Origin of the sequence: Desulfuromonas sp. DDH964 (genome assembly GCF_001611275.1) — a bacterium.
Classification (GTDB): Bacteria; Desulfobacterota; Desulfuromonadia; order Desulfuromonadales; family DDH964; genus DDH964.
Genome location: NZ_CP015080.1, coordinates 2323695 through 2345904 on the forward strand (window position 1 = coordinate 2323695; position 22210 = coordinate 2345904).

Here is a 22210-nt window from a genome sequence, read left to right on the forward strand (position 1 = left end):
AAGTGGTGAAATTAGCTAAATGTTTGCCGGTTGTCAAGAAGTTTTTTCGCTGCAGCCGACGGCTCAGGGCCGGCGGGACAGCCCTGGTCGTACCAGACCTCCATCAGGCAGAGCCCCTGGGGCGGGGCGGTGAGACCCGCCTCGGGTCGGCAGCCGGCGGTGAGCAGCCGTTCGATGTCCCCTGCCGGCCGCCGGCCGCGGCCGATTTCGACCAGGGTACCGGTCATCACCCGCACCATGTTGCGCAGAAAACCACTGCCGCAGACATCGAAGAAAATCAATTCGTCGTGGCGCGCAACCCGGGTGGCAAATATCTCCCGTTCGGTCGTAACCGCGTCACAGCCGCTGGAGCGAAAGGCGGCAAAATCGTGCCGGCCGACAAAAGCAGCCGCCGCAGCAGCCATCGGGGGAAGATCGAGAGGCGCACGCAGATGCCAGCTGCTGCGGCGAACCAGGGGCGAGCGAATCGCGCCGTTGTAGATCTGGTAGCGGTACCATTTTCCCCGGGCATCGAAGCGGGGATGAAAACCGGGTGCCGCCTCCCAGGCCTCCCGGATCGCGATATCGCCGGGGAGGAGGCGATTGACCCCTTCGCGATAGGCGGTCAGCGGCAACGCCCGCGGGCTGGTAAAGCAGGCGATCATCCCCCGGGCGTGAACTCCGGCGTCGGTGCGCCCGGAGCTGACCAGGCGTACCGGTTCACCGAGCAGCCGCTCCAGCGCCGCCTCGACCGTTTCCTGCACCGAAACTCCGTTGCGCTGCCGTTGCCAGCCGACGTAGGCGCTGCCGTCGAACTCGAGGCGAAGACCGATGTTCGTCATGCCAGCCTCCCGTAGCAGAGAGCGGCGAGCAGCGTGATGAGACCGAAGAGGGCGACACTCCCTGCTCGACAGGGAGCAAGGGGTGACGCCAGTTCAAGCCCGGGGACAGGTTCCCCGGCGGCGAGCTGAGCGGCGAGGCGATCGGCGCGCTCGACCAGGCGCAGCAACAGCGGGGTCAGCATCCGGCAGACGAAGCGGCCACGGGCCAGATAGCCGGTTGGCGGGATGCCGCCCGCTTCAGCCACCAGCCCGGCATGGACGGCCAGGGCCTCGACCCGCATTAGCGGGATGAAGTGCAGGACCAGCAAAATCAGGTCGGCCGCCGCTGCCACCGGCAGCCGCAGGTATTCCAGGGGCCGCAGCAGCCAGGCGAGCGCGGCCGTCAGTTGCGCCGGCAGGGTTGTTGCGGCGAGCAGCGCGGCAAAGAGGAGCGCCAGCAGCAGGCGCCAGCAGGCGAAGAGGCCGTCTTGCAGACCCTCCATCGAGAGCCAGCTGAGCCCGAACAGGGTGTGCCCGGGAGCAAAGAGGAGATGGACCACGAGGGTAAAGAGGAGGAGCCAGCGCAGGGCCCAGGCCAGGCGTGCCAGCATTCGCGGCGGCAGTCCGGCCAGCATCCAGGCGCTGCCGGCCACCAGGCTCAAGCCGCCGAGCTGCCCCGGGCTTATAGCGGCAAAGGTTGCCGCCACCAGCAGTGGCACCGCCACCAGCTTGAGTCGTGGATCGAGGCGATGCAGCAGGGAATGGCCCGGCAGGTAGCTGCCGATGGGGAAGTCGGTCTCTGGGATCATGGCCGGCATTTTCGGCGGCAGACGGAATGAGGAGATGCGCCAGGGGCACCGGGGCGGCCTATCGCGCCGCCTCGGTGCCCCTGGCTGTCATACGGGATAACCGCTCAGCGTTCGAGCAGGATCCGGAGCATCCGCCGCAGCGGCTCGGCGGCGCCCCACAACAGCTGATCGCCGCAGGTGAAGGCCGAGAGGTAGTGCGGCCCCATCTTCATCTTGCGTACCCGGCCGACCGGCACGCTCAGGGTGCCGGAAACGGCGGTGGGGGTGAGCCCGGCCAGGGTAGCGGCCTTGGTATTGGGGATCAGCTTGACCCACTGGTTGTCGTTCTTGATCAGCTCCTCGATGTCGGCGATGGGCAGATCCTGTTTCAACTTGATGGTCAACGCCTGGCTGTGGCAACGCATGGCACCGACCCGCACGCAGATGCCGTCGACCGGGATCGGCGTCTTGCTGCCGAGGATCTTGTTGGTTTCGACCAGTCCTTTCCACTCTTCGCGGCTCTGGCCATCCTCGACCTCCCGATCGATCCAGGGGAGCACGCTGCCGGCAAGCGGAAAGCCGAACTCCTGCGTGGGCAGCAGGTCGCTGCGCAGCATGGCGGTCACTTCCCGGTCAATTTCGAGGATCGCGGAAGCCACATCCTGAAGCCGCTCGTGGACCGAGCCGTGGATGGCGCCCATCTGGCTGATCAACTCGCGCATGTTCGGAGCGCCGGCGCCGGAGGCGGCCTGGTAGGTCATCGAAGTGAGCCATTCGACCTGGCCGGCACGAAACAACCCGCCCAGCGCCATCAGCATCAGGCTGACGGTACAGTTGCCGCCGATAAAGTCTTTCTGGCCATTTTGCAGCGCCGCATCGATAACGCCGCGATTGACCGGATCGAGAATGATCACCGCGTCCTTTTCCATGCGCAGGGTGCTGGCGGCATCGATCCAGTACCCCTGCCAGCCGGCCTGGCGCAGCTGCGGATGGATCGCCTTGGTGTAGTCCCCCCCCTGGCAGGTAAGGATGACGTCGAGCTTTTTGAGCTCGGCGATATCTTCCGCCCGCTTCAGGGTCCCGGCGTTCATCGGGGCGGGCGCCCCGGCCTGGGAGGTGGAGAAGAAGACCGGCTCGATGCCGGCAAAATCGTTCTCCTGCTGCATGCGCTGCATCAGGACCGATCCGACCATTCCGCGCCATCCGACAAGTCCGACTTTCATCTGCTGCTTTCCTTTTCTGGTTAAATAACCCTTAAACCGGCTCAGCCCTGAAGGAGCGCGATGATCGCGTCCCCCATCTGCCGGGTAGTCAGTTTCTGTTCGCCAGCTTTTCCCTGAAAGATATCGCCGGTACGCAAGCCCTGGTCGAGGGCCGCCTCCACCGCCACATCAATGGCGTCGGCCGCCTCGACCAGGCCAAAGGAGTAACGCAGCATCATCGACGCCGAAAGAATCTGGGCGATCGGATTGGCGATCCCCTGCCCGGCAATGTCGGGGGCGCTGCCGCCCGAGGGCTCGTACATGCCGAAGGTCCCCTCGGCGAGCGAGGCGCTCGGGAGCATGCCGAGAGATCCGGTGAGCATCGCCGCCTCGTCGGAGAGGATGTCGCCGAACATGTTCTCGCAGAGGATGACGTCAAACTGCTTCGGCCACTTGACCAGCTGCATGGCGGCGTTGTCGACGTACATGTGGGAGAGGGCGACCTCCGGGTACTCTTTGCCGATCCGGGTCACGATCTCGCGCCAGAGGACCGAGGTCGAGAGGACGTTGGCCTTGTCGATGGAGCAGAGCTTGTTGCCCCGTTTCCGTGCGGCCTGGAAGCCGACATGGGCGATGCGTTCAATCTCGGGGACGCTGTAGCGCATGGTATCGACACCGATACGGGCGTTCCCCTCCCCTTCAATCCCCTTCGGCTGCGAGAAGTAGATACCGCCGGTCAACTCCCGTACCACCAGGACGTTGAAACCACCGGCGATCACTTCTTCCTTGAGGGAGGAGGCGCCGGTCAGGGAGGGAAAGATGATCGCCGGCCGCAGGTTGGCGTAGAGACCGAAGATCTTCCGTAGCGGCAGCAGGGCACCCCGCTCCGGCTGCTCGTCCGGGGGGAGGCTCTCCCACTTGGGACCGCCGACGCTGCCAAAGAGGATGGCGTCCGAATTCTTGCAGATATCGATGGTGGTCTGCGGCAGCGCCTTTCCTTCGACATCAATGGCGATACCGCCGACATTGGCCAGGGTCCGTTCAAAACGCACCGCATATTTCGCCTCGACCGCATCGAGGACCCGCAACGCTTCAGCCATTACTTCCGGGCCGATACCGTCACCGGACAGGACCGCCACCTTGAAAACCTTCGACATCTTGTTTCATCTCCTTTGCAATGTCATAGCAACCTGGCGGGCCACCCCTGTGGACCCGGCAAAGTCCCCTTTTTTCGAATGGTTGCCACTATAGGAAGGGGTCAATTCTTTGTCAAATGCTTTTTCTGCCAACCTCCCGATCCGGGTCCGATGTCAGCCAAACCTGGCACAGGCTGCGCGCCAATTGTGGCACACAATGACAATCGGGGTCAACCGGCCGTGCCATCGGAACCCGCTGTGGCTGCGGCAACCGGGGGCTTGCCAAACCAACCGCGCACCGCGCCCTGGAGACGGTCAAAGTAGTAATAGATAACCGGAGTAATGTAGAGGGTGAGCAGTTGCGAAACCAGCAGGCCACCGACCACCGCCAGGCCAAGGGGGCGGCGCGATTCGGCGCCAGCCCCGATGCCGATGGCAATTGGCAGGGTCCCCATCAATGCCGCCATGGTGGTCATCATGATCGGGCGGAAACGGACCAGGGCCCCCTGGTAGATCGCATCGAGGGGCGCCTTTCCTTCAGTGCGCTGGGCCTCGAGGGCGAAGTCGATCATCATGATCGCATTCTTCTTGACGATCCCGACCAGCAGGATGATGCCGACAAAGGCGTAAAGGTTAAGGTCCTTGCCGAAGGCGAGCAGGGTGACCAGGGCGCCGAAACCGGCGGCGGGCAGCCCGGAGAGGATCGTCAGCGGGTGGATGTAACTTTCGTAGAGAATCCCAAGGACGATATAGATCACCACGATCGCCAGCAGCAGCAACCATACCAGGCCCCTGGTCGAGGCCTGGTAAACCTGGGCCGCACCCTGGAACCCGGTGGAGATGGAGGCGGGCAGCGCGGTGGCCTCGGCCTCGATCGCCTTGACCGCATTGCCAAGCGGCACATCCGGGCGCAGATTGAAGGAAATCGTCACGGCGGTGATCTGCCCGAGGTGATTGACCGACAGGGGACCGAGACTGCGGGTCACGGTAACGAGGGAAGCCAGGGGGACCAGTTCGCCACTGTCGGAGCGGACATGGAGCAGGTCGAGGGAGGATGGGTCGGTCTGGAAGCGAGGCTCCAGTTCCATGATCACCCGGTACTGGTTGGTCGGCGAGAAGATCGTCGACACCTGGCGTTCGCCGTAGGCCGAATAGAGAGCATTTTCGATGCGCTCGGCCGTGATGCCGAGCGCCGCGGCCCGGTCGCGGTCGATAGCCAGGTTGACCTGGGGGTTATCGATCTCGAGATCGGAGTTGACATCCTGCAACAGCGGCAGATTGCGCAGTTTCTCCTCGAACCCGGCCGCCTGGCGATAGAGCTCGGCCGTATCGGGACTTTGCAGCACGAACTGGTACTGGGCCTTGGAGGAGGTCGATTCGAGGCGGATCGGCGGCGGGTTCTGCAGATAGATCCGGATGCCGGGAATCCCGGAGAGCTGCGGCCGCAGGCGCTGAATGATCTGGTCGGCGCTGGCCTGACGCTGGTCGCGATCCTTGAGCTTGATGAACATGAAACCGCTGTTCGACCCGACCCGCGAACCGGCAGCGCCGACCGAGGACATGAAGGCAGCGACATCGGGGTCGCGGATGATGATGTCAGCGAGCTGGGCCTGGTTGCGCTTCATCTCCTCAAAGGAAACCCCCTGCGGGCCCGAGGTCATGCCGCGGATGGCGCCGATATCGTCGGGCGGGAAGAGCCCGGTCGGCATCCGGGTAAAGAGCCAGACCACGCCCAGGGTCAGCGCCAGGGTCAGCACCAGCGTCGTCCGCCGGTACCCCAGCACCCACCCGAGACTCTTTTCGTAGAGGCGCAGCCAGCCGTCAAAAAAGCGCTCCATCCAGTTGTAGAGCCTGCCGTGAACCTTCTCCCCGGTCGGTTTTAGAAAACGGCTGGCGAGCATCGGTGTCAGCGTAAGGGAAACCAGCCCGGAGAGGAGGATCGCCACCGCAATGGTAACGGCAAATTCGTGCAGCACCCGGCCGAGCATGCCGCCCATGAAGAGGACCGGAATGAAGACGGCAACCAGGGAGATGGTCATCGAGATGATGGTAAAGCCGATCTCCCGCGCTCCGCTGAAGGCCGCGGCCATCGGCTTTTCGCCGGCCTCCATATGGCGGACGATATTCTCCAGCATGACGATAGCGTCATCGACGACGAAACCGACGGAAAGGGTCAGGGCGAGCAGGGTGATATTGTTGATCGAGAAGCCGAGCAGTTCCATGGCCGCGAAGGTACCGACGATGGAGAGCGGCAGCGCCAGGCTGGGGATAATCGTCGCCGAAAGATTGCGCAGGAAGAGGAAGATCACCAGGATGACCAGGGCAATGGTCAGCATCAGGGTGAACTTGACCTCGGCCACCGACTCCCGGATCGAACTGGAGCGGTCATAGAGGAGATTGAGCTCCACCGCGCCGGGGAGTTGCTGGCGCAAGCTCGGCAGCTGCTGGCGGATGCTGTTCACCACCTCGATGGTATTGGTGCCGGGCTGACGCTGGATGGCGAGCACCACGGCCCGGGCATTCCCCTCCTTGGTGCGAAACCAGGCGGCGACCTTGTTATTCTCGACGCTGTCGCTGACCTCGGCAATATCCTGCAACCGGACCGGAGCGCCGCCGCGGTAGGCGACAACCAGCTGGCGGAACTGTTCGGCATTGTAGAGCTGGCCGCCGACCTGAATGGTAAAGGACTGGGTCTGGCCCTGCAGGCCGCCGGTCGGCAAATTGACGTTCCAGCGTCCCAGTGCCGCTTCCACCTCGTCGAGACCGATGCCGCGCCGCTTCAGCTGCTCTGGATCGAGTCCGACCCGCACCGCATACTTCTGGGATCCGTAGACATTGACCTGGGCGACTCCGTTGACCATGGAGATGCGCGGTGCGATGACGGTATCGGCGAATTCGTTGACCTCCGAAAGGGGAAGGGTCGATGAGGTCATCGCCAGGTAGAGGATGGAGGAGTCGGCCGGGTTGACCTTGCGGATCGAAGGAGGACTCGGCATCTCCCGTGGCAGCTGGCGTGCGGCCTGGGATATGGCAGTTTGTACATCCTGAGCCGCCGCATCGATATCCCGTTCGAGGGTGAACTGCAGCGTGATAATGGTCGAGCCCTGGCCGTTGGTGGAGCTGAGGGATTCGACGCCGGCGATGGTGGAGAGTTGCCGTTCGAGGGGGGTCGCGACGGCGCTGGCCATCGTCTCGGGACTGGCACCGGGGAGACTGGCCCGCACCTGGATAGTGGGGAAATCGACATTCGGCAGATCATTGACCGGCAAATTGCGGTAGGCAAAGAGGCCGAAGATCATGATCGCCAGCATGATCAGGCTGGTCATGACCGGCCGGCGGATGAAGAGGGCGGAGAGGTTCATGGCTGCCCAGTCCGGGCCGATTCAGCTGCCGCTGTCTTCACCGTCACCCGGGCACCGGGAAAGAGCCGCAACTGGCCATCGGTGACGACGGTTGCTCCCGCTTCGAGGCCGCTGTCAATGACGGTCAGATCGTTCCAGGTGATCCCGGCGCTGACCGCACGCGAGGCGACCGTGGCGTCGGCCCCGACCACAAAGAGGTAACTTCCCTGTTGTCCGGTCTGCACAGCGGCGGTCGGCACCACCAGAGCGCCTTCGAGGGTCTGGAGCAGAACCCGAACCTGGACGAACTGCCCGGGCCAGAGCCGGCGGTCCGAATTGGCAAAGGTTGCCTTGAGCCGGATCGTGCCGGTGGCCGGATCGACACTGTTGTCGAGAAAGGTGACCACCCCCTCCCCGGCCGGCTCCGCGGCGCCGGGCAGCAAGGCACTCACCCGCAGCGGTTCGGTGGCGAGGTGGCGACGAACTTCGCCGAGGAGGCGTTCCGGAATATGGAAAGCGACCGTCACCGGTTGCAGCGCCCTGATCGTCACCAGGTCTGGAGCATCGTTGGCCCTGACCACCGTCCCCGGGTGGACCAGCAAGGCGCCGGTCAGACCGTCCTGGGGCGCGCGGATGGTCGCGTAACCGAGCTGGATCGTGGCATTATCGAGACTGGCCTGGCTCGACGCAACGGCCGCGGCCAGGGCGTCGGCCCGGGCCTGGGCGGTTTCGGCCTCGTTGCGACTGATAAAGCCGTCGACGAGCAGTTGCGCATAACGCTGCGCATCCCTGGCGGCATTAGCGGCTTCGACCCGGGCCTGGTTCAAATCGGCCTGCGCCCGGGCGACGGCCGCCTGCAACGGGGTCCGATCGAGGGTGAAGAGGGGAGTCCCTTTTTTTAACTCCTCCCCTTCCCGGAAGTGGACCGCCGTAATGACGCCCGCGACCTGGGAGCGGACCTGGACCGTCGCTGAAGCTTCGACCTGGCCGACTGCCTGCAATTCCACCGGCACCGCCTGCAGACGGGCCACAGCGACGGCGACCGGTAACGGCGGCGCGGTTTTCGCCGCAGGCGGCTCCCCGGAACAGGCGACCAGCAGCAGCATTGACAGTGCCAGCAGACTTCCAACCCGAACGATTCCTTGCATCTGCGGCTACTCCGCTCTTGCTGAATTGAATTTCCCGCCGGGCCCTGCTCTCCCCGGTCCCGCTCACCCTCCGTGCAAATTACGTCATTCTCTGGAGAGCGTCAATTTGATTTGCACCCGCCCGAATGACAAGGGGCCGGCGAAACTGGCCGGCCCCTTGTCATTCAGTTTTCCCAGTCTCCTCAATAGCGGGCATCGGCGAATTCGACCCAGCCACCCGCCTCGACCAGGGCCTTGTCGAAGGGAGAGATTTCGAACCGGAAAGCTTCGCTTTTGCCCCCTGCTCGGGCGGAAAGCTGCTGCCCGGCAAGGTCAACGGTGACTTCGACCGGACCGGCCGCCTGCAGGGCAAAGAGCCGGTCGATATCCGCCCTGGGAAGTTCAATCGCCAGCATGCCGCCATTGAACATATTCTGCCGGAAAATCCGGGCATAGCCCTCGGCGATGATGGTATGGATATCGTTGACTTCGAAGACCCAGGGCGCATGTTCCCGGGAGGAGCCGCAACCAAAGTTCTCCCGGGATACGATCACCCGGGCCTGCTTCAGGGTTTCCCCCCGGGGGTCGAAACCTTCGAGCTTGAGGTCCTCCAGGCAATAGGGCTTGAGGGCCTCTTTCGTCACCTCGGTCAGGTACTTGGCCGGGATGATTTCATCAGTGTTGATATCGGAACGGTCGAGAAGGAGCGCCGGGCCGCCAAAAACCTTTTTCATAGCGATGAATCCCTTTCAGACTGTGCGAAAATAGTGCGCCACGCTACCGCTTCAGAGCGAACGGGCATCGGTAATGACCCCGGTGAGGGCCGAGGCCGCTGCCGTGGTCGGGCTCATCAGGTGGACCATCCCGCCCTTGCCCATGCGGCCGTTGAAATTGCGGTTGCTGGTCGAGGCACAGACCTCCCCTTCGGCGAGGACACCGTTGCTCATCCCGAGGCAGGCGCCGCAGGTCGGATTGGTGACACAGAAGCCGGCCTCCATGAAGACCTGGATTATCCCCTCGGCGAGAGCCTCGTTGAAAATTTTGGGGGTCGCCGGCGAGACGATACCGCGCACGGTCTCGGCAATCTTCTTCCCCTTGAGCACCGCCGCGGCCTGGCGCAGGTCTTCGATCCGCCCGTTGGTACAGGTGCCGATATAGACCTGGTCGACGCGGGATCCGCTCAATTCGCCAACCGCCTTGACATGATCCGGTTTGTAGCCATAGGTAACCTGAGGCTCGAGCCCGGAGACATCGAAGGTCAACACTTTTTCGTAAACCGCATCGGCGTCTGAATGCCAGACCCGATAGTCCTCGACTGCCGCCGCCTTGTTCGGAAACTCGTCCTGAATGAAGGTCCAGAGGTAATCGACCGTGGTTGCATCGGGAAGACAGATGCCGCAGGTCCCACCCGCCTCGATCGCCATATTGCAAAGCGTCATTCGCGCATCCATGCTCATCGCTTCGACGATCGGCCCGCGGAATTCCAGGACCCGGTCCGTGGCGCCGTTAACGCCGAGTTGGCCGATGACGTGAAGGATCACATCCTTGGCATAGACACCTGCGGGCAGGGTACCGACGAGATCAACCCGGATCGAAGCGGGTTCCCGAAAGGCACATACCCCTTTAAGGATGCCGACCTCGAGGTCGGTGGTACCAACGCCGGCGGCAAATGCGCCGAAAGCACCATGGGTACAGGTATGGGAGTCACCCATGATGACGGTGTAACCTGGACGGATATAGCCCTTTTCCGGGAAGAGCGCGTGGCAGACCCCGTTGTGCCCGACATCGAAAAAGTCCTTGATGTCATGGCGCCGGGCCCAGTCGCGCAGCATCTTCGCCTGCAGGGCAGTTTTGCTGTCCTTGGACGGGGTGACATGGTCAATCACCGCCTTGATCTTGGTGTTGTCGAACACCCGATCCTTTCCCCGCCACTCGAGGTCGGCAATCGCAACCGGAGTGGTGATTTCGTGGCAAAGAACCCGGTCGAGGTCAAGCACCTTGGTCCCCGGGAAGGGTTCATCACGCAGGTGTGCATCGAAAATCTTTTCAGCAATGGTCTTGCCCATGTTCACTCCTTGATAGCTTCGGCTGTTCGCGTTTTGCCGCTGGCTGCCTGCTGGCAGCTCCTCTTCACAAATGGACCGGGTTCCGCTTCGGTGTCGAGGCGACCTTGTTAATGGCATTGATATAAGCCTTGGCCGAGGCAACGATGATGTCGGGATGCGCTCCCTGACCGATGATCTCGCGACCGCCCTCTTCCAGGCGGACGGTACATTCCCCCTGGGCATCGGTACCGCCGGTAATAGCGCCGACGGTAAAGGTGACGAGGCGGGCCGAACTCTTGGTCAGCTTGCGGATCGCCTTGAAGGTGGCGTCGACCGGTCCGTCCCCCATGGTGGCGGTCTTGCGCTTGCGGCCGTCGATTTCCATTTCGACGGTGGCCGTCGGCGCGGCGAAGGAGCCGGAGGAGACGTTCATCTGCAACAGCTTGAAGCGCTCGGGGACGCGGATGATCTCGTCGGCGACGATGGCGTCGAGGTCCTCGTCAAAAATCTCCTTTTTCTGGTCGGCGAGGGACTTGAAACGAACAAAAGCCTTTTCCGAGTCCTCCTTGGAGAGGGTGTAGCCGAGTTCCTTCAATCGCTCGATAAAGGCATGGCGTCCCGAATGCTTGCCGAGGACCAGTTTGTTGGTATTGAGACCGATCGACTCGGGGGTCATGATTTCGTAGGTCGATTTCTCCATCATCACACCATGCTGGTGAATGCCGGCCTCGTGGGCAAAGGCGTTGGCGCCGACGATCGCCTTGTTGGGCTGAACGACGATGCCGGTGATGGTGGAGAGGAGCTTGCTGGCGGCATAGATATGTTCCGTCGCCACATTGGTCTTGAAAGGCATGATGTCCTGGCGGGTGCGCAGGGCCATCACCACCTCCTCCAGCGAGCAGTTGCCGGCACGCTCGCCGATGCCGTTGATGGTGCATTCCACCTGCTCGGCACCCGCCTGGACTGCGGCCAGGGAGTTGGCGACCGCCAGGCCGAGGTCGTTATGACAATGGACCGAAATAATCGCTTTTTCGATATTCGGCACATTCTCCTTGAGGTAGCGGATGATATTGAAATATTCCGACGGGATGGTGTAGCCGACGGTGTCGGGAATATTGACGGTGATGGCGCCAGCATCGATCACCGCCTCGATCACCCGTGCCAGAAACGGCAGGCGGGTGCGTACGGCATCCTCGGCGGAGAATTCGACGTTCGGCGTGTAGCCGGCGGCGCGCTTGACGGCACGGACGGCGGTCTCGACGACCTGGTCCTCGCTCATCTTCAACTTGTACTTCATGTGAATGTCGCTGGTGGCGATGAAGGTATGGATCCGGCCCCGCTCACCGGCGTACTTGAGTGCTTCCCAGGCACGATCGATATCCATGTCGCCGGCCCGCGACAAGCCGGCGATCTGCGGGCCGCGGATGGTCTGGGCGACCCGTTTTACAGCCTCGAAGTCGCCGTCGGAGGCGATCGGAAAGCCGGCCTCGATGACATCGACATTGAGCTTTTCGAGCTGGTGGGCGATGCGCAGTTTCTCCTCGATGTTCATGCTGGCGCCGGGGGATTGCTCGCCATCGCGGAGGGTGGTATCGAAAATTCGGATTCTTTTGGGCTCGCTCATGCTTCGTCTCCTTGAATGGTTGCGGACCGCCTGGTCCGAAGTGACCGCAAAAACCTGGTTCCGGACGCATCGAACACGCGTCCTTCGGCTAGTTCACCTAGGTCAGCTTCCATACGGCCACCTCCTTTCCCTGCTGCCGGCGTCGGCAGGTCTTGCCGACGTCGCAAAAAAAGCTCCCGCCCTTTACAGGGGCGAGAGCTTGCGCTTCGCGGTACCACCCTGATTCAGTCCCGTCGGGACCCTTGATTGGCCGGTTACGCTGGCTGGCGGCGAAAGCTGAGCTGCCCTGGCAGGTTCACTTCCGCGGCTCCGAGGCGAGTTCAGCTTTTCCTGTACCGGCTTGCAGCGACCGCCGGCTCTCTGGGACAGGAGGGGAGCCTACTACTCCTCTTCATCGCCTTTCTGCATATGCCCAGTAAATAGACCAGAAGATCCAGGGGGTTGTCAAGCCTGTTCCGCGGTTTTGAAACGCCGGCATGACGTTTTTCCGGCGGGCCAGACTCGGTTTGATTCCCCCGAATCGATTTTTCGGTCAGCGCAGGAACCCGAGGATCGATTCCCCGGCAACGGTCGTCTCGCCATTGCGGACCGTGACTTCAGAGCCGGGGGGGAAATAGAGATCGACCCGGGAACCGAAGCGGATCAGGCCGTAACGGCAGCCGCGTTCGAGGGTATCGCCAACGTCCGGGTAGGTGACGATGCGCCGCGCGATCAGGCCGGCGATCTGGACACAGAGGAGCCGCAGTCCCTCGGGCGTTTCGATCAGCAGACCGGCCTGCTCGTTCTGCAGGCTCGCCTTGTCGAGGGAGGCATTGACGAAGGCGCCCTTGTTGTAAAACTTCTCGACCACCGTGCCGCTGACCGGGGCGCGGTTGACATGAACGTTGAAGACGTTCATGAAAATGCTGACCTTGGTCGCCTTCCCTTTGAAATAGCGATCCTCCATGACCTCGCCGACAAAGATCACCTTGCCGTCGGCGGGGGCGATCACGGCATCCGCTTCATCGGGCGTCACCCGCTCGGGATTACGGAAGAAGTAGACCGTGAAGAGGCTCAGCCCGAGGAAGAGCAGGGTCGGCAGCGACCAGCCCAAAAGAGCAAAAACCAGGGTGATAAAAGAAAAAAGGGCGATAAAAGGATATCCTTCGCTCGCCACCGGTTGGTTCTGATTACGCACCGTGATCGTCCCTTCTGCAATACGAGCGGGGGGCCGGGAAGTCCATCGACTCCCCGGCCCCCCGCTCATGATCAGTTTTTACTCTTGTCGACGATCTTCTGGATCCAGGGCATCATGCTGCGCAGCCGCTCGCCGACCTGCTCGATGGGGTGCGCGGCGTTGAGGCGACGGCGGGCGGTCATCTCCGGGTAGTTGGTCTGTCCCTCGAGGATGAAGCGCTTGGCGTAGTCACCGGTCTGGATGTTTTTCAGGCACTCGCGCATCGCCTTGCGGCTTTCTTCGTTGATGACGCGGGGGCCGGTCACGTACTCGCCGTATTCGGCATTGTTGGAGATCGAGTAGTTCATGTTGGCGATGCCGCCTTCGTACATCAAATCGACGATCAGCTTGAGCTCATGGAGGCACTCGAAGTAGGCCATCTCCGGCGCATAGCCGGCCTCGACCAGGGTTTCGAACCCGGCCTTGACCAGTTCCACGGCGCCGCCGCAGAGGACCGCCTGCTCCCCGAAGAGGTCGGTTTCGGTTTCATCCTTGAAGCTGGTCTCGATGATGCCGGTACGACCACCACCGATGGCACTGGCGTAGGAGAGCGCCACATTCTTCGCCTTGCCGGAAGCGTCCTGGAAGACGGCGATCAGGTCGGGAATGCCACCGCCGCGGGTGAACTCGCTGCGCACGGTGTGCCCCGGGGCCTTGGGGGCAATCATGATGACATCGAGGTCGGCACGGGGGACGACCTGGTTGTAATGGATTGCGAAACCGTGGGCAAAAGCGAGGGTCGCCCCCTGCTTGAGGTTCGGCTCGATTTCCGCTTTGTAAAGCTGGGACTGGAATTCGTCGGGGGTGAGGATCATCACCAGGTCGGCCGCCGCCACGGCGGCCGGGACGGGCTTGACGGTGAGGCCGGAATTCTGGGCCTTCTTCGCCGAGGCCGAGCCCTCACGCAGGGCCACGGTGACATCAACCCCGGAATCCTTGAGGTTGTTGGAGTGGGCATGCCCCTGGGAACCGTAGCCGATGATGGCAACCTTCATCCCGCGGATCAGGGAGAGGTCGGTATCCTTGTCGTAATAAACCTTCATAGTCTGGTTTCCTCCTCGTTACGGAACATAGTCGCTATTGAGCCAATCCTTATAACATGAACGGCACTCCGGTGCCAAACCCTTTTAACCTGGACCGTAAAGGGAGCGACATCAGCGAGCGGCGGCCGGCCGGCCCCCTACTCGGCCCCCTTCCACCCCTTGCTGCCGCGTCCGAGCACCACCGGCCCGGAGCGGACCAGTTCCTTGATCCCCAGCGGCCGCAGCAGTTCGACGATGGCATCGATCTTGGCCGGCGCACCGGTGATCTCCACCGTATAGGAGCGGGGCGTGACATCGACCACCTTGGCGCGGAAGATATCGACAATGCGCAGGACCTCCGCCCGGGTCTCCTCTTCGGCGGTGACCTTGATCAGCGCCATCTCCCGCTCGATAAAGTCCTGGCCGGTAAAATCGATCACCTTGATGGTATCGATCAGCTTGTTGAGCTGCTTGGTGATCTGTTCGAGAATCTGGTCGTCGCCCCGGGTCAGAATGGTCATCCGTGAGATCGAGGGATCGAGGGTCGGGGCCACCGACAGGCTCTCGATATTGAAACCGCGCCCCGAAAAGAGCCCGGCCACCCGGGTCAGGACGCCGAACTCATTCTCCACCAGCACCGAAATTGTATGTTTCATCGGAAGAGTCTCCTTAGAGTTGCATTGCAGTCGATCGATGTGAATAGGACCGATGAAGCGCCATAAGTCCCAGTGGTCCTATGGGTCCTGGTCCTTGGCCCTTAAGACGCCAGCACCATTTCGTTGAGTCCGGCGCCGGCCGGAACCATCGGCAGCACGTTCTCTTCCCGGGCCACCTTGAACTCCATGATCACCGGACCGGGGGTCGCGAACGCCTGCTTGATCACCTCCTCGACCTCGTCGGGGCTGGTCGCCCGCAGGCCAGTGGCGCCATAGGCTTCGGCCAGTTTGACAAAATCGATGGGGAGTTCCATGCAGGTCTGGCTGTAGCGGCGATCGAAAAAGAGCTGCTGCCACTGGCGGACCATGCCGAGAAAATTGTTGTTGAGGATGACGATTTTCACCGGCAAGCGGTACTGTACCAGGGTCGCCAGTTCCTGGGAATTCATCTGGAACGAGCCGTCGCCGGAGATATCGATCACCTGGCGCTCGGGGAAGGCGGCCTGGGCCCCGAGAGCCGCTGGCAGTCCGTAGCCCATGGTGCCGAGCCCGCCGGAGGTGAGGAAGGTCCGGGGCTGACGGAACTCGAAGAACTGGGCGGTCCACATCTGGTGCTGACCGACTTCCGTGGTGACGATGGCATCGTCGTTCGAGAGTTCGCGCAGCTTTTCGATGACGTACTGGGGCTTGATGATCTTGTCGGAGGCCTGGTAGGCCATCGGATGCTTGGCCTTCCAGCCGTCGATCTCCTGGCGCCAGGGCGCGAGGGTCGCGACCAGTTCTTTCACCTTGTCAGCATGCCCGCCCAGGTCGGCCACCATTTTCTGCAGGACATCCTTGAGGTCGCCGACGATCGGCAGATCGACGCGAACATTCTTCTTGATCGAGGTCGGGTCGATATCGATATGGATGATCTTGGCGTGGGGGGCGAAGGTCGCGATCTTCCCGGTCACCCGGTCATCGAAACGGGCACCGACAGCAATCAGCAGGTCGGAATGGGTGATCGCCATGTTGGCATAATAGGTGCCGTGCATGCCAAGCATGCCAAGACTCAGCGGGTTGTTGCGGGGGAAGGAAGCCATCGCCATCAGGGTGGTGGTCACCGGGGCCTGGATGGTTTCGGCAAAACCGAGCAGTTCGTTGCTGGCGTCCGACAGCGTCACCCCGCCGCCGACATAGATGACCGGCTTTTTCGCCGCCAGGATCATCTTCACCGCCTTCTCGATCTGGCGCGGGTTGCCGCTGTAGGTCGGCTTGTAGCCGCGAATCTCGACCGTCTCGGGATATTCGAATTTGGTCGAGGCCATTTGCACATCCTTGGGCAGGTCGATCACCACCGGCCCGGGGCGGCCGGTGCGGGCGATGTAGAAGGCCTGCTTGATGATCCGCGCCAGGTCCTTGACATCCTTGACCAGGTAGTTGTGCTTGGTGATCGGGCGGGTGATGCCGATAATGTCGGCCTCCTGAAAAGCGTCGTTCCCGATCAGCGCCGTCGGCACCTGGCCGGTGATGACGACCAGCGGAATCGAATCCATGTAGGCCGTGGCGATGCCGGTGATGGTGTTGGTGGCGCCGGGACCGCTGGTTGCAATGGCGACACCGACCTTGCCGGTGGCCCGGGCATAGCCGTCGGCGGCATGCACCGCCCCCTGCTCATGGCGGTTGAGGATGTGCTTGATCGGATAATCCATCAAGTCGTTGTAAATATTGATGACAGTCCCCCCGGGATAGCCGAAAACGGTATCAACCCCTTCCAGCACCAGGCTTTCGAGCAGAATCTGCGATCCGGTTTTCTTCACCGAAACCTCCCCATTTTTAAAAGCAATGTTAAATTTTGAACTTCGAATTTTGAATTAAATTCACAATTTATAATTCAAAATTCAAAATTGTCATTCATGCCTTGGTCACCGCCCCGGTATTGGCCGAAGTGACGACGGCCGCATAACGGGCGAGCCAGCCGCCACTGATTTTCGGCTCGGGCCGGCTCCAGCGGCTGCGGCGCTCCTCCAGAACGGCCGCATCGACCTTGAGTTCCAGCTTGCGGTTGGGAATATCAAGCAGGATGGTATCGCCATTTTCGACCAGGGCGATGGGACCTCCTTCCGCCGCTTCCGGCGAAATATGCCCGATGCAGGGCCCGCGGGTGCCGCCGGAGAAGCGCCCGTCGGTGATCAGGGCGACGCTGTCGCCGAGGCCAAGCCCCATCAGGGTCGCGGTGGGGGCGAGCATCTCGCGCATGCCGGGTCCTCCCTTGGGCCCTTCGTAGCGGATGACGACGATATCACCAGGGACGATGACGCCATTCATCAGCGCCTGCATTGCCCCTTCCTCGGAATCGAAGCAGACCGCCTTCCCTTCGAAGAGCATCATCTGTTCCGACACGCCGGACTGTTTGACGACCGCCCCGTCCGGCGCGAGGTTGCCGCTGAGGACGGCAATCCCGCCCTCGGCGCGCACCGGATCACTCACCGGGTGGACGACCTCCTCGTCGACCCGTTCGACACTGGCGACGATCTCCTGCACCGTCGGTCCGGTCAGGGTCGGGTTGTCGTTGATGCGATCGCGCAGCTGGTAGAGGACCGCGGCGACGCCGCCGGCGGCGTCGAGGTCTTCCATGAAATGCTTGCCGCCGGGGTTCATCGACGCCAGTTGCGGGGTGGTGCGCCCGAGCTCGTCGAAGGTCTCCAGCGGCAGCTCGACGCCGGCCTCCCGGGCGATGGCGAGGAGATGCAGAACCGTGTTGCTCGAGCCACCGAGGGCGAGGTCAACGCGGATGGCATTTTCAAAGGCGGCCCGGGTCATGATCTGGCGCGGCGTGATCTGGTCGCGCACCAGTTGCACGATACGCTCCCCGGAGGCGAAGGCGATGCGCCGTTTGAGGGAAGAAACCGCCAGCGCCGTTCCGCAGCGCAGCAGGCTCATGCCGAGGGTCTCGGTCAGGATCGCCATGGTGTTGGCGGTGAAGAGCCCCTGGCAGGAACCGGCGGTGGGACAGGCCTGGTCCTCGCACATCTGCAATTCCTTGGCGTCGATCACCCCCGCCTTGTAGCGGGCCATCGCCTCGAAGGTGTCGCTGACAAAGGAGAAGCGCCGGGTCCCCTCGCCGCGGCCGGTCAGCATCGGTCCGGCGGTGACGACAATGCAGGGGATGTCGAGCCGCGCTGCGGCCATCAACATCCCCGGGGTGATCTTGTCACAGTTGGTGAGGAGCACCAGGCCATCGAGGCGATGGGCCTCGGCGACCGATTCGATCATGTCGGCAATCAGCTCCCGGGTCGGCAGGGAATAGTGCATCCCCTTGTGCCCCATGGCGATGCCGTCACAGACGCCGGGAATCCCGAAAAAGAAGGAATAGCCGCCACCGCTGTGTACGCCCTTTTCGATAAAGCGCTCCAGGTCGCGCATCCCGGTATGGCCGGGGATGAGATCGGTGAAGGAGGTGGCAACCCCGATGAAGGGGCGGTCCATCTGTTCCCGGGGGACACCGGTCCCCATCAGCAGGGCGCGATGGGGGGTACGTTCGAAACCCTGGGTGATCATGTCACTGCGTTTGCTCATGGCAGGGCGAATCCTTGTCTGGATGCTGAGAATAAGCGGACAGGGGTCGGTCAGACCCCTGTCCGCAACTGGTCCTTCGTTCGATTTCCCACCCAAGGCGGGATCATCCTGAGACAGCAAGGGGTTCCGGTGCTCACGGAACCCCTTGCCGTGCAAAAGCTGGCGGTCAGTGCCGGTGGCCGGCGATAATTCGCTCCATCTCGTCCTTGCCGGCAAGTTTCAGTTTCTGGATTTTTTTCTTTTCTATCTCGTCTTCCGGGGTCAGAAAGGGCCGATCCTCAAGCTGATTCAATTCCTTTTCCAGCAAGCGGTGTTCTTCGTAGAGCAGACGAAAGCGAGGATTGCTGTCGAACAGCGTCTGAACCACAGTCTGGTCTTTCTCCTCCATCGAGCACCTCCCGGGCAAGGGTTAACACGGAGCGAATAACGCCTTTTTAAAATAGCGATTGGCCAAAAACTTGTCAACCATCTAGAACGCCGGCGGCGGTCCGCCGGGAATGCATGATTTCCGCTTCGCTGCGACGGATGTAGCGGGCTTTCAGGGCGGCCGCCGAGCAGCCCTCCCCGGCGGCGAGCGCCTGCTGCACCAGGGGAGCGGCAAAGCTGACACGAAGAAGATTCCCCGGCCAGGGGACAAAGTGAGCCCGGGTGCCGAGACGCCGGACAATAAGGGTCCGGTAGACCAGAGCGCCGTCGCCGACAAAGAGGGTCGTCTCGGCAAGGTCGTCGAGCAACCCTTCCGGGTCGATCACCGCCTCTACCCCCTGCAACTGCGGAACACCCTCAAACCATCGGTAAAGCCCGGCATAGACTTCCTTTTTTCGGGCATCGAGCAGGACACAGACCGGAAGGGAAGAGGCGGGGAACTGGCAGGCCAGCGCCTGCAGCGAGGAGATGCCGACCAGCGGCTTGCCGGTGGCCAGCGAGAGTCCCTTGGCGGTTGCGATTCCGACCCGCAACCCGGTAAAGGAGCCGGGGCCGTGCACCACCCCGATCGCGTCGAGTTGGGAAAGGCTGGTACCGGTATCCGCGAGAAGCCGGTCAATCCCGGCCAACAGGCGATCGGAATGGGGGCTGGCAAGGTTGAGCAGCAATTCGGCGAGCACCTGCTCACCGGCGGTGAGCGCGATACTTCCCGCCGGGGTAGCCGTGTTGATCAGGAGCAGGCGTGGGTCCATCACTGACCACCGAAGAGCAACCGCACGATGTCGTTGTAGAAGGCGAGAACCATCAGCATGATCAGCAGCGCCAGGCCGACCTGCTGGGCGATTTCCCGGGTGCGCAGCGACAGGGGGCGCCGCAGCACCGCCTCGAAGAGATTGAAGAAGAGATGACCACCGTCGAGAATCGGGATCGGAAAGAGGTTGAGAATCCCGAGCTGGATACTCAAAAAGGCCAGCACCGAAAGAATGCTGGCGAGATCGGTCTGCGCCGCCTGTCCGGCGATCTGCACCACGGTAATGGGACCACCGATGTTCTTGGTCGAGACCTGTCCGGCGACCAGCTTCTGGATAAAGACCAGGGTCAGCTCGATCAGCTCAATCGACCGCTTTCCGCCCGCCTGAATCGACGCCAACAGGCCGAAGCGCTTGAAGACCGTCGCCTGGTCCGGGGCGATCCCTATCAGGTAGTCCGAACCCTGGCCGTCTTCGCGCACCGGGGTCAGGGTGAGCGCAAGGGGCTTGCCCTGGCGCTCGATGTGAAAGGTCATGGCAGCGCCCTCCCCCTGCTGGATGACCTGTTTGAGGTCGTACCAGGAGGTGATGGGAGTAGCGTCGATGGCAAGGATGCGATCGCCGACCTCGAGACCGGCGGCGCTGGCCGGCATGCCCGGTGCGAGGCCACCGACCACCGCCTCCTGGCGGGGAAAGAGCCCGAGGGAACGCAGGCCCTCAAGCCCGCCATTGGCCGGCGTCAGGATGAGGCTCAGCGGCTGCCCGTCACGGCGCCCCTCCACCTGCAACACGCTCCCGGCGTGGGCAAGGAGGGAGAGGTTGGCCTCATTCCAGGTCGAGACCGGGTCGCCGTTGATCTGCTCGATGCAATCCCCCGGCAGGAACCCGCTGCGACCGGCGTCGGAATCGGCAGCGACAAAGCCGATGCAGGGCGGCTCTTCGAGGAAGGCCGGCAGCTGCACCCCGACCAGGTAGGCAACTGGCATGATCAGGAAGGGGAAGATCAGGTTCATCAAGGGACCGGCGGCGACAATGGCGCTACGCCGCGATACCGACTTGTCGGCAAAGGAACGTTCCTTCTCGGCGGCGGTCAGTTCGGCATCTTCACCGTTCTCCCCCCCTCCTTCGCCCAGCATCTGGACGTATCCGCCAAGCGGAACGGCGCAGATCATGTACTCGGTTTCGCCCCAGGTCCGGGAGACCAGCCTGGGACCGAATCCGAGGGAAAACTTGAGAACCTTGACGCCGGCCCACTTGGCGACGCAGAAATGTCCGAGTTCATGGACGAAAACCAGGATGCCGAGCATGATAATCCCGGCCAGAATGGTGATCATTGGACCTCCCGGTCAGAGTAGGACGGCCATCTGCCGGCGGGCTTCTTCGCGAGCCCAGCGGTCAGCGTGGAGGACGTCATCGATATGGTGCAGGGGAGAAACCGGATGCCGGTCCAGAACCTGCTGGATCAGCGCCGGGATATCGAGAAAACCGATCTGGCCGCCGAGGAAGGCTTCGACGGCAATTTCGTTGGCGGCATTGAGAACCGCCGGGGCGCTCCCCCCGGCGGCGAGGGCGGCGTAGGCAAGTTCCAGGCAGGGAAAACGTCCCTGTTCCGGCGCATCAAAGGTGAGACTCTGCAAGGCGCAGAGGTCGAGGGGCGGCAGATCAAGGGGCAGCCGGTCGGGGTAAGAGAGGGCGTAGGCAATCGGCGTTTTCATGTCGGGTATCCCGAGCTGGGCGATAACCGACCCGTCCCGATATTCGACCATGGAATGGACGATGCTCTGCGGGTGGATGTGCACCGCGATCCGCTCTCCGGGGAGGTCGAAGAGCCAGCGGGCCTCGATCACCTCCAGCCCCTTGTTCATCATCGTCGCCGAATCGATGCTGATCTTGCGTCCCATCTGCCAGTTGGGGTGGGCAAGGGCATCGGCCGGAGTTACGCCGGAGAGTTCCGCCAGGCTGCGGGTCCGGAACGGACCGCCGGAGGCGGTGAGGATCAGGCGCCTGACATCGGCATGGCGATGCCCCTCAAGGGACTGGAAAATGGCGGAATGTTCACTGTCGACCGGGAACAGCTTCACCCCTTTGCGCGCTACCGCGGCCATCACCAGCGGGCCGGCTGTTACCAGGGTCTCCTTGTTGGCAAGGGCGATCCCCTTGCCCGCCTCGATTGCCGCCATGGTTGGCACCAGCCCGGCAGCCCCGACGATGGCCGAAACGACCATGTCGACCCCCGCGAAGGTGGCGCAGGCGATCAGCCCTTCAATGCCGCTGACGATTTCGACCGGGGAGGGCCCGAGCAGCTGTTGCAATTGGGAGCGATGGTCTTCGCTCAATACCCCGACCAGGGCCGGCCGGAAGCGGCGGACCTGGTCGGCGAGGCGCTCGATGTTCTGCCCGCCGCTGAGGGCACCCACGGAAAAGCGATCGGGATGGGCGGCCACGATGTCGAGGGTGCTGACGCCGATAGAACCGGTGGCCCCGAGGATGGCGAGACATTTGTGATCGGCAGGCGGCATG

At 62.6% G+C, this 22210-nt stretch carries 18 protein-coding genes and 1 other annotated feature; all 18 genes read right to left on the reverse strand.

Translation table 11 applies throughout. The annotated features are described in order from the left end of the window. Positions 1–11 precede the first annotated feature (11 nt). Complete coding sequence (gene truA / locus DBW_RS10660; RefSeq protein ID WP_082820298.1) at positions 12–821, reverse strand: tRNA pseudouridine(38-40) synthase TruA; 810 nt, start codon at positions 819–821, stop codon at positions 12–14. Continuing rightward, on the reverse strand, positions 818–1609 hold the full coding sequence (locus DBW_RS10665; protein WP_066727515.1) for an energy-coupling factor transporter transmembrane component T family protein: 792 nt from the start codon (positions 1607–1609) through the stop codon (positions 818–820). Before DBW_RS10665 ends, truA begins: the two co-directional genes overlap by 4 nt. Positions 1610–1713: 104 nt before the next feature. Beyond that, positions 1714–2811 (reverse strand): aspartate-semialdehyde dehydrogenase, encoded by a 1098-nt coding sequence (gene asd / locus DBW_RS10670; RefSeq protein ID WP_066727516.1) that lies wholly within the window; start codon positions 2809–2811, stop codon positions 1714–1716. Between the two features lie 41 nt (positions 2812–2852). After that, positions 2853–3947, reverse strand: coding sequence for a 3-isopropylmalate dehydrogenase (gene leuB / locus DBW_RS10675; RefSeq protein ID WP_066727517.1), 1095 nt, complete (start codon positions 3945–3947; stop codon positions 2853–2855). A gap of 209 nt (positions 3948–4156) precedes the next feature. Next, positions 4157–7288 carry an efflux RND transporter permease subunit gene (locus DBW_RS10680; RefSeq protein ID WP_066727518.1) on the reverse strand — a complete coding sequence of 1044 codons (3132 nt, stop codon included), beginning with the start codon at positions 7286–7288 and terminating at the stop codon, positions 4157–4159. Further along, complete coding sequence (locus DBW_RS10685) at positions 7285–8415, reverse strand: efflux RND transporter periplasmic adaptor subunit (RefSeq protein ID WP_082820300.1); 1131 nt, start codon at positions 8413–8415, stop codon at positions 7285–7287. The genes DBW_RS10680 and DBW_RS10685 overlap by 4 nt, the downstream gene beginning before the upstream one ends. Before the next feature lie 182 nt (positions 8416–8597). Next, positions 8598–9128 carry a 3-isopropylmalate dehydratase small subunit gene (locus DBW_RS10690; protein ID WP_066727520.1) on the reverse strand — a complete coding sequence of 177 codons (531 nt, stop codon included), beginning with the start codon at positions 9126–9128 and terminating at the stop codon, positions 8598–8600. 51 nt (positions 9129–9179) lie between these two features. Further along, a complete protein-coding gene (locus DBW_RS10695) occupies positions 9180–10460 on the reverse strand; it encodes a 3-isopropylmalate dehydratase large subunit (protein ID WP_066727521.1) in 1281 nt (426 codons plus the stop codon). 64 nt (positions 10461–10524) lie between these two features. Then, positions 10525–12063: a 2-isopropylmalate synthase gene (locus DBW_RS10700; RefSeq protein WP_066727522.1), complete on the reverse strand. Its 1539-nt coding sequence runs from the start codon at positions 12061–12063 to the stop codon at positions 10525–10527. A 184-nt stretch (positions 12064–12247) separates the two neighbouring features. Next, positions 12248–12467, reverse strand: a binding site (T-box leader). 128 nt (positions 12468–12595) lie between these two features. Next, on the reverse strand, positions 12596–13240 hold the full coding sequence (locus tag DBW_RS10705) for a phosphatidylserine decarboxylase family protein (protein ID WP_066727523.1): 645 nt from the start codon (positions 13238–13240) through the stop codon (positions 12596–12598). A gap of 71 nt (positions 13241–13311) precedes the next feature. After that, positions 13312–14322 carry a ketol-acid reductoisomerase gene (gene ilvC / locus DBW_RS10710; protein ID WP_066727524.1) on the reverse strand — a complete coding sequence of 337 codons (1011 nt, stop codon included), beginning with the start codon at positions 14320–14322 and terminating at the stop codon, positions 13312–13314. Positions 14323–14459: 137 nt separating this feature from the next. Further along, positions 14460–14957, reverse strand: a complete 498-nt coding sequence (gene ilvN, locus DBW_RS10715) for an acetolactate synthase small subunit (protein WP_066727525.1) — start codon at positions 14955–14957, stop codon at positions 14460–14462. Between the two features lie 101 nt (positions 14958–15058). Further along, positions 15059–16756, reverse strand: coding sequence for a biosynthetic-type acetolactate synthase large subunit (ilvB, locus tag DBW_RS10720; RefSeq protein ID WP_066727526.1), 1698 nt, complete (start codon positions 16754–16756; stop codon positions 15059–15061). 94 nt (positions 16757–16850) lie between these two features. Continuing rightward, positions 16851–18515 carry a dihydroxy-acid dehydratase gene (gene ilvD / locus DBW_RS10725; RefSeq protein ID WP_066727527.1) on the reverse strand — a complete coding sequence of 555 codons (1665 nt, stop codon included), beginning with the start codon at positions 18513–18515 and terminating at the stop codon, positions 16851–16853. Between the two features lie 166 nt (positions 18516–18681). Beyond that, positions 18682–18903, reverse strand: a complete 222-nt coding sequence (locus DBW_RS10730) for a YdcH family protein (protein WP_066727528.1) — start codon at positions 18901–18903, stop codon at positions 18682–18684. Positions 18904–18976: 73 nt separating this feature from the next. Then, entirely contained in the window at positions 18977–19693 is a 717-nt protein-coding gene (gene tsaB, locus DBW_RS10735; protein WP_066727529.1) for a tRNA (adenosine(37)-N6)-threonylcarbamoyltransferase complex dimerization subunit type 1 TsaB, read from the reverse strand. Continuing rightward, the gene (gene rseP, locus DBW_RS10740; protein ID WP_066727530.1) at positions 19693–21024 is read right to left on the reverse strand and encodes an RIP metalloprotease RseP; all 1332 of its coding nucleotides are present in this window, start codon (positions 21022–21024) and stop codon (positions 19693–19695) included. The genes tsaB and rseP overlap by 1 nt, the downstream gene beginning before the upstream one ends. A gap of 12 nt (positions 21025–21036) precedes the next feature. Then, complete coding sequence (locus DBW_RS10745; RefSeq protein ID WP_066727531.1) at positions 21037–22209, reverse strand: 1-deoxy-D-xylulose-5-phosphate reductoisomerase; 1173 nt, start codon at positions 22207–22209, stop codon at positions 21037–21039. Between the last annotated feature and the right edge of the window lies 1 nt (position 22210).

What these genes read in the sequence shown, in the direction of transcription:
- truA (WP_082820298.1), bottom strand. Translation starts at nt 821, where the DNA reads ATGACGAACATCGGTCTTCGCCTCGAGTTCGACGGCAGCGCCTACGTC.
- DBW_RS10665 (WP_066727515.1), bottom strand. Translation starts at nt 1,609, where the DNA reads ATGATCCCAGAGACCGACTTCCCCATCGGCAGCTACCTGCCGGGCCAT.
- asd (WP_066727516.1), bottom strand. Translation starts at nt 2,811, where the DNA reads ATGAAAGTCGGACTTGTCGGATGGCGCGGAATGGTCGGATCGGTCCTG.
- leuB (WP_066727517.1), bottom strand. Translation starts at nt 3,947, where the DNA reads ATGTCGAAGGTTTTCAAGGTGGCGGTCCTGTCCGGTGACGGTATCGGC.
- DBW_RS10680 (WP_066727518.1), bottom strand. Translation starts at nt 7,288, where the DNA reads ATGAACCTCTCCGCCCTCTTCATCCGCCGGCCGGTCATGACCAGCCTG.
- DBW_RS10685 (WP_082820300.1), bottom strand. Translation starts at nt 8,415, where the DNA reads ATGCAAGGAATCGTTCGGGTTGGAAGTCTGCTGGCACTGTCAATGCTG.
- DBW_RS10690 (WP_066727520.1), bottom strand. Translation starts at nt 9,128, where the DNA reads ATGAAAAAGGTTTTTGGCGGCCCGGCGCTCCTTCTCGACCGTTCCGAT.
- DBW_RS10695 (WP_066727521.1), bottom strand. Translation starts at nt 10,460, where the DNA reads ATGGGCAAGACCATTGCTGAAAAGATTTTCGATGCACACCTGCGTGAT.
- DBW_RS10700 (WP_066727522.1), bottom strand. Translation starts at nt 12,063, where the DNA reads ATGAGCGAGCCCAAAAGAATCCGAATTTTCGATACCACCCTCCGCGAT.
- ilvC (WP_066727524.1), bottom strand. Translation starts at nt 14,322, where the DNA reads ATGAAGGTTTATTACGACAAGGATACCGACCTCTCCCTGATCCGCGGG.
- ilvN (WP_066727525.1), bottom strand. Translation starts at nt 14,957, where the DNA reads ATGAAACATACAATTTCGGTGCTGGTGGAGAATGAGTTCGGCGTCCTG.
- ilvD (WP_066727527.1), bottom strand. Translation starts at nt 18,515, where the DNA reads ATGAGCAAACGCAGTGACATGATCACCCAGGGTTTCGAACGTACCCCC.
- DBW_RS10730 (WP_066727528.1), bottom strand. Translation starts at nt 18,903, where the DNA reads ATGGAGGAGAAAGACCAGACTGTGGTTCAGACGCTGTTCGACAGCAAT.
- tsaB (WP_066727529.1), bottom strand. Translation starts at nt 19,693, where the DNA reads ATGGACCCACGCCTGCTCCTGATCAACACGGCTACCCCGGCGGGAAGT.
- rseP (WP_066727530.1), bottom strand. Translation starts at nt 21,024, where the DNA reads ATGATCACCATTCTGGCCGGGATTATCATGCTCGGCATCCTGGTTTTC.
- DBW_RS10745 (WP_066727531.1), bottom strand. Translation starts at nt 22,209, where the DNA reads ATGCCGCCTGCCGATCACAAATGTCTCGCCATCCTCGGGGCCACCGGT.